Source organism: Streptomyces prasinopilosus, from assembly GCF_001419695.1.
In the GTDB taxonomy this organism is placed as follows: domain Bacteria; phylum Actinomycetota; class Actinomycetes; order Streptomycetales; family Streptomycetaceae; genus Streptomyces; species Streptomyces prasinopilosus.
Genome location: NZ_LIRG01000097.1, coordinates 1 through 7088 on the forward strand (window position 1 = coordinate 1; position 7088 = coordinate 7088).

Annotated in this window: 4 protein-coding genes; 2 read left to right on the forward strand and 2 right to left on the reverse strand. The window is 74.5% G+C overall.

Going from position 1 to position 7088, the window contains the following annotated elements:
* The first annotated feature begins 563 nt into the window (after positions 1–563).
* A complete protein-coding gene (locus AOK18_RS05465; RefSeq protein ID WP_055693568.1) occupies positions 564–947 on the forward strand; it encodes a VOC family protein in 384 nt (127 codons plus the stop codon).
* Between the two features lie 94 nt (positions 948–1041).
* On the opposite strand, the gene AOK18_RS05470 is transcribed toward AOK18_RS05465, so the two are convergent.
* The gene (locus tag AOK18_RS05470; protein WP_055693569.1) at positions 1042–3702 is read right to left on the reverse strand and encodes a SpoIIE family protein phosphatase; all 2661 of its coding nucleotides are present in this window, start codon (positions 3700–3702) and stop codon (positions 1042–1044) included.
* A gap of 423 nt (positions 3703–4125) precedes the next feature.
* Entirely contained in the window at positions 4126–5364 is a 1239-nt protein-coding gene (locus tag AOK18_RS05475) for a PucR family transcriptional regulator (RefSeq protein ID WP_240503073.1), read from the reverse strand.
* 167 nt (positions 5365–5531) lie between these two features.
* Between AOK18_RS05475 and AOK18_RS05480 the strand changes: the two genes are divergently transcribed.
* Positions 5532–7022 carry a long-chain-fatty-acid--CoA ligase gene (locus tag AOK18_RS05480; protein WP_055571766.1) on the forward strand — a complete coding sequence of 497 codons (1491 nt, stop codon included), beginning with the start codon at positions 5532–5534 and terminating at the stop codon, positions 7020–7022.
* Positions 7023–7088 lie beyond the last annotated feature (66 nt).

A 7088-nucleotide genomic window follows, 5' to 3' on the forward strand; every position in this document is an offset into this window, starting at 1 on the left:
TCGATCCGGTGCGACCGTCCCCGCGGACGCGCGGACGGTCGCACCGGATCGAGGTCGGTGTCCCGCCGGGCAGGAGGGTGGAGGGCTCCCGAGGCTGTGGCGCTGCGGGGCCGGGGACGGGTGCCTCACCGAAAACCGTGAGCAGTCGGCGGGTATGTGTCACTTGAGCGCTCAGAAGAGCGGCATCCGGACAGAAGTGGCCGAAGTGCTCACGCCTGTGGGACGGGGTGTCCCCCTCGGAGCGCGGAAGTGCGTCCCGGCACCGCCGCCCCGACCTGCCCCACGGCATCGCACTCGGCCTGACCCGTGAGGGGTTCCCGCACGGGCGGCTCATCACGGCGGCCCGCGTCGTCGAACGCCCGCCGGGCCCGCCTCCGCACCGGTGGGAGGGGCACCTCCTCCTGCGTGAGCGCGTGAGGGAGCGTCCTGGCCCGCTTCCGGAGCCCGTTCGAGGAGGCGGAGGGGCGCACTGCCGGAGGAGCTGCCGTGTGCCTGAGCCGCGTGCGCGAAGGGCGGGCACAACCCGGTGGCGTCCGGAGTGGAGGTCGGGAAGGCCGGCGCGCATGGTTTCGGTGGTGCAGAACGTGGCGATCGACTGTGCGGACGCCTACGAGTCGGCCCGGTTCTGGAGCGGGGTGAGCGGCCGTCCGCTGCATCCGCAGGACGGACCGGGCGACCGGGAGACCCGGGTGCTGCCGGCGGAGGGCCCGGTTCTGTACTTCGACCAGGTGCCCGAGGCCAAGACGACCAAGAACCGGATCCATCTGTGTCTGCGCCCCGAGACCTCGCGTGAGCAGGAGGGGGAACGGCTGCTGGGCCTCGGCGCCACCTCGGTCGCCGATCACCGGAACCCCGACGGCTCCGGCCGGGCGATCCTCGCCGATCCCGAAGGCAACGAGTTCTGCGTTCTGCGCGGCGATTCCGACCGGGCCGCCGTGAACTCCTGACGCTCACGCGTCGTCCCGGCCGGTTCCGCGCGACCGCCGGCGGCCGGCGGTCGGCGGTCGGCCCCAGCCCACGGCCCATGGCCCCCGGCCCCGCTCAGAGGGTCGTGTCGGACCACAGGTCGAGGACGTCGTCGCCGCTCATGGAGGAGCCGGAATCACCCTGTGCCCCGTCCAGGGGCTGCTCGGTCCAGATGACCTTGCCGGTCGGCGTGTACCGGGTGCCCCAGCGCTCGGCGTAACGGGCGACGAGGAACAGGCCGCGGCCGCCCTCGTCCGTGGCCGCCGCCTGGCGCAGATGGGGGGAGGTGCTGCTGCCGTCGGAGACCTCGCAGATCAGCCGGCGGTCCCGCAGCAGGCGGACGTGGATGGGGACGTTGCCGTGGCGGATCGCGTTGGTGACCAGTTCGCTGAGGATGAGCTCGGTGGGGAAGCCCGCGTGCGTCAGGTCCCACTCCGCCAGCTGCCGGGTGACGTCGGCGCGGACCCGGGACACGGCCGCCGCCTCGCGGGGCACGTCCCAGCCGGCGACCTGCCCGGGGTCGAGCACACGGGTGCGGGCGACCAGCAGGGCCACGTCGTCGTCCGCGCGGTCGGGCGGCAGGGCCTCCAGCACGGCCTCGCAGGTCTGCTCGGGGGACCGGCCGGGACGGGCCAGCGCACCGCGCAGGATCTCCAGCCCGACGTCGATGTCCCGGGTGCGGTCCTCGACGAGCCCGTCCGTGTAGAGCACGAGCCGGCTCCCCGCGGGAACCTCGAACTCGACGCTCTCGAAGGGCAGGCCGCCCAGGCCCAGCGGCGGGCCGGCGGGCAGGTCGAGGAACTCCGCGGTGCCGTCCGGACGGACGAGGGCGGGCGGCATGTGACCGGCCCGGGCCGCGCTGCACCTGCCGGAGGCCGGATCGTAGACCACGTACAGGCAGGTGGCCCCGATGGGCCCCTCGTCCTCGTCCTGGGCGGCCTGCTCCCGGGCGAGCCGGGCCACCAGGTCGTCCAGGTGGGTCAGCAGTTCGTCGGGGGCGAGGTCCAGGGTGGCGAAGTTGTGCACCGCGGTGCGCAGCCGCCCCATGGTGGCCGCCGCGTGCAGACCGTGGCCCACCACGTCCCCGACGACCAGGGCGACCCGCGCCCCGGGCAGCTCGATGACGTCGAACCAGTCACCGCCCACCCCGGACTGGGCCGGCAGATAGCGGTGGGCCACCTCCAGCGCGCTCAGGTCCGGCAGGTCGCGGGGCAGCAGACTGCGTTGCAGGGTGACCGCCAGGTCGTGCTCGCGGGTGTAGCGGCGGGCGTTGTCGAGCGCCACCGCCGCGCGGGTGGCCAGCTCCTCGGCGAACGGCGCCTCCTCCGGGTCGAACGGCTCGGTACCCCGCGAACGCCAGAAGGTCACCACGCCGAGCACCGTGCCGCGCGCCAGGAGCGGCACCGCGATCAGGGAGTGGATGCCGTGGTCCAGGACGCGCTCGGCGCGTTCCGGGTCCAGCGTCCGCCACCCCTGGGCGGCGGACAGATCCGCCTCCAGCACGGCCTGCCCGCTCTCCACGCAGCGCGCCTGGGGCGTGTCGCCGGCGAGGCGGATCGTCCGGCCCACCGGCATCAGCCGGTCGGCGTCGACGCCGACCGCGGCCTCACGGCGCAGACCGGTGGCCGCCGCGTCCGGCTCCTGGCCGCGCAGCACCCCCTCGGCCAGATCGACGGTGGCGATGTCGGCGAAGCGCGGCACCGCCACCTCCGCCAGCTCCCGCGCGGTGCGCCCCACGTCCAGGGCGGAACCGATCCGCGTCCCCGCGTCGTACAGGAGCGTCAGCCGCTCGCGCGCCACCTCGGCCCGCCCCGAGAGCGTCCGCAGCTCCGTGGTGTCCCTGAGGGTCACCACGCTCCCGGAACGCGGGTCCCGGGAATCGGTGAGCCGCTTGTTCACCGCCAGCAGCCGGTCCGCCGTGAGGTGCACCTCGTCGGTGGCCATCCGGTCCGACGCCAGCAGCCCGGCGATGTCCGGCTCCAGGCCGAGATCGGAGACGAGCTGCCCCTCCCTGCCCGGCGGCAGCTCCAGCAGCCGCCTCGCCTCGTCGTTGGCCAGCACCAGACGCCCGTCCGCGTCGACGATCAGCACCCCCTCCCGCACCGCGTGCAGCACCGCGTCGTGGTGGTCGTACATCCGTGTCATCTCCACCGGGCCCAGACCGTGGGTCTGGCGCAGCAGCCGCCGGCTCACCAGGGCGGTGCCGCCCGCGCACACGGCCAGCGCCCCGCCCGCCGTCCCCAGGAGCACCGGCAGCTGCTCGGCCGCCATGCCGGCCACCTTGTGGACCGTGATCCCGACCCCCACCGAACCGACGATCGCCCCGTCGGGCCCGATGACGGGGACGTACGAGACCACCGCACGGCCCTTGGTCGTGTCGATCTGCTGGGTCTCGGGGGTGGTCGGCGGCCGCAGCGGGCCGACGACCGCCTTGCCGATCCGGGAGGGGTCCGGGTGCGCGTAGCGGACCCCGTCCGGCGAGTACACGGCGATGAGATCCACGTCGGTCACCCGCACGATCCGCTCGGCGATCGGCTGCAGCACCTCGGACGGGTCGGGGCCGGTCATCGCCGTCGCCGTCTGCGGGGAGTACGCGAACGTCGTGGCGACGGCCCGGGCCCGCGCCTCGGCCTCGTGTGTGCTGTTGCGCCGGGCCTGGAGCACGAGGGTGACCAGTGCGGCGGTGATGATCAGGGCCACGACCAGGATCTGCAGCACGAACACCTGGCCCGCCACGCTCCGCACCCGGAGCAGGGACCGCAGCCGGCCCGAGGACCGCGCCGGCCGGGAACCGCCGTCACGCCGGTCCCGCCGCCGGTCCTCGGGCCGGGATCGGTGCCGGGCGGATCCCGTGCGGGCCGCGAAACCCCTGGAAGCGCGGGGCGACGCGCCGGGAGGGCGAGGGGAGTCTGCTGTCACTGCTTCGTTCGCCTCCTCCGCGGCGATGTACGGACCGTCCCGGTGCGCTCACCGCCCGCCGGACCGGTCGCCCGCCGTCCCTGCCCCGTGGAAGCCGGGGCATCCGGAACACCAGGAGTCAGAGATCTGCAACCCACGCGTTCTTCGTATTCCTTACGAACGGGTCAACGGTACTCGCTCGGGGACGTTCCGGTCCGGTCAGGGATGCCGTCCGGTGCCGCCGGGCACGGACGGCGCGCGTCAGCCCGCCGCGCCCGGCGGACGCCCGGAGCCCCCGGATCCGGAGCCCCCGGACCCGGATTCCCCGGGCCCGGAGTTGCGGACCGCCAGGAGTGCCGCGCCGATGTGCGCCACCGCTCGCGGGTCGGAGAGGGAGCGGCCCGTCAGCTCCTCGACGCGGCGCAGCCGGTAGCGGACGGTGTTGGGGTGGACGAAGAGGCGCCCGGCCGCGTCCCTGGCGGAGCCGGAGGTGGCGAACCAGTGCTCCAGGGTCTCCAGGAGACGGGCCCGCTCCGCGGCCGGGAGGCCGAGCACGGGCCGCAGCACCACCTCCGTCAGATGGGCCGCCTCCGCCGGCGCGGCGGCGACGACCATGGCCAGCGGGTCGTCGTCGAACCGTGCGACGCCGGGGCCGGTGCGCCGCAGACCGGCCAGCGCCAGCCGCGCGAAGCGCAGGGCCTGGGGCGCGTCCCGCAGCGAGTCGAAGCGGGGGCTGACGCCCACACGGGCGCCCCGGGCACGGTTCAGGACCCGGAGCAGGGCGCCTTCCGCGTCCGGCACGGGCAGGGCGACCAGCCCGATCTGCTGGTCCGGCAGCAGCCGCCAGGTCGAGGGCAGCCGGGCCTGCCGCAGGGCGGACTCGATGCCCGCCAGAGGCTCCTCACCGGGCGCGTCGGCGACCGCCGCGGCGACCGCGTAGGGCCCGCGCTCGGGCAGACCCAGCTCACGGGCGGCGTCCCGCAGGGTGGTGCGGTCGGCGATGACGCCGGTGAACAACGCCTCCGCCAGCGCCGAGCGCCGGGCCTGGCGCTGCGAGGTCAGCTCGGCGGTGGCCTCCCGGTGCGCCGTCGCGACCGTCTGCGCGTACAGGCCGAACAGCGCCCAGATCTCCGCCGACCGCGACACCAGCTCGGCGTCCGACACCTCGGGACGGGTCCGGGCCTCCGCGAGGATCTCCGACCACAGGAACGCGAAGCCGATCCGGTACGCGTGCAGGGTGTCCGCCAGGGGCATGCCCTGCTCGGCGCGGACACGGCCGGTCTCACGGGACGGGCTCGGGTCCGGACCGGGGACGTCCGCACTGCGGAGGTGGTTCAGGACCAGGGCCGCGTTGGCGGTGCACGAGTGGCGCAACGAGTCGAAGGGGGTCAGCGAATCGTCCTTGTAGGCGTCGACCTGCGAACGGATGCGCAGGGCCATCCGCTCACCCAGCTCCGGAACCCGCGCATGAAGCGCCGCGGCCACCTCCGACAAGTCCATTTCCGCAGCTTAACGCCCTGTTTTTGTCCCCGGGAACAACCGGGTCCGCCGGACGCTGTCCCGCCGGCCATAGGACCTCACCCGGGCGGGGCAGCACCATGGCGTCCCAGGTGGGCGGCGCCCACGCGGACAACGGATTTCGACGACGACATTCGTGGAGGCAGACCATGGCCAACCTGGCACAGTTCCTGGTGGAGACGGCACGGCGGCAGCCGGAGCGGCCCGCCCTCCGCCTGGGCGATCAGGTCACCGGCTACGCGGAACTGGACGAGCGCAGCGCCCGCGCCGCCGCGCTGCTGCGCGCCGAGGGCGTACGGCCGGGAGACCGGGTCGCCCTGATGCTGCCCAACGTCCCGGAGTTCGTCGTCCTGTACTACGGCGTGCTGCGCGCCGGAGCGGTCGTCGTCCCGTTGAACCCGCTGCTGAAGGCGCGCGAGACCGAGTTCCACCTGAAGGACTCCGGGGCGGTGCTGCTGTACGAGTGGCACCGGGCACCGGGGGAGGGCGCGCGGGGCGCGGCCGCCGCCGGGGTCCGGCACCTGGCCGTCGAACCCGCGGACCTCGCCGCCCGGCTGTCCGGGCACGAGCCGCTCACCGAGGTGGCGGAGACCGGCGACGACGACGTGGCGGTGCTGCTGTACACCTCCGGCACCACCGGCCGCCCCAAGGGCGCTTCCCTCACCCACGGCGGACTGCGGCACAACACCGAGGTCAACATGGTGTCCGTGCAGCGGATGACCCCGGACGACGTGGTGGTCGGCTGCCTGCCGCTGTTCCACATCTTCGGCCAGATCTGCACCATGAGCGTGGCCGTCCTCAGCGGCGCCTCGCTCACCCTGATCCCCCGCTTCGACCCGCAGGCCGTCCTGGACGCCGTCGTCCGCGACCGGGCCACGGTCTTCGAGGGCGTCCCGACCATGTACGCCGCGCTGCTCCAGCACCCCTCGGACGCCGACGTGTCGACGCTGCGGATGTGCATCTCCGGCGGGGCGTCGCTGCCGGTGGAGATCCTGCACGGCTTCGAGCGGCGCTTCGGCTGCGCGGTGCTGGAGGGCTTCGGCATGTCCGAGACCAGCCCCGTCGTCACCTTCAACCACCCCGACCGGCCGCGCAAGGCCGGCTCCGTCGGCACCCCGATCCGGGACGTGCAGGTGCGGCTCCTGGACGACGGGGGCCGGGACGTGGCGCCCGGCGAGGTCGGCGAGATGGCCGTCCGCGGACCCAACGTGATGAAGGGGTACTGGAACCTCCCCGAGGAGACCGCGGCCGTCCTCTCCTGCGACGGCTGGCTGCGCACCGGGGACCTGGCCCGGCAGGACGAGGACGGCTACCTCTACGTCGTCGACCGCAAGAAGGACATGATCATCCGCGGCGGCTACAACGTCTACCCGCGCGAGATCGAGGAGGTGCTGCACGAGCACCCCGCCGTCGCGCTGGCCGCCGTGGTGCCCGTGGCGCACGCCCGTCTCGGCGAGGAGGTCGGGGCCGCGGTGGTGCTGCGCCCGGGCGCCGAGGCCACGCCCGACGAGCTGCGGGAGTTCGTCAGGGACCGGGTGGCGGCGTACAAGTACCCGCGCGAGGTGTGGCTCACGGACAAGCTGCCGACCGGCCCCAGCGGAAAGATCCTCAAGCGGGAGATCACCGCGCCGGCGGGGTGACCCCGCCGGACGTGCCGGAGCCCCCCGCCGGCCCGGGGGTGCCCCCGGGCCGGGGCCCCGGCCGCG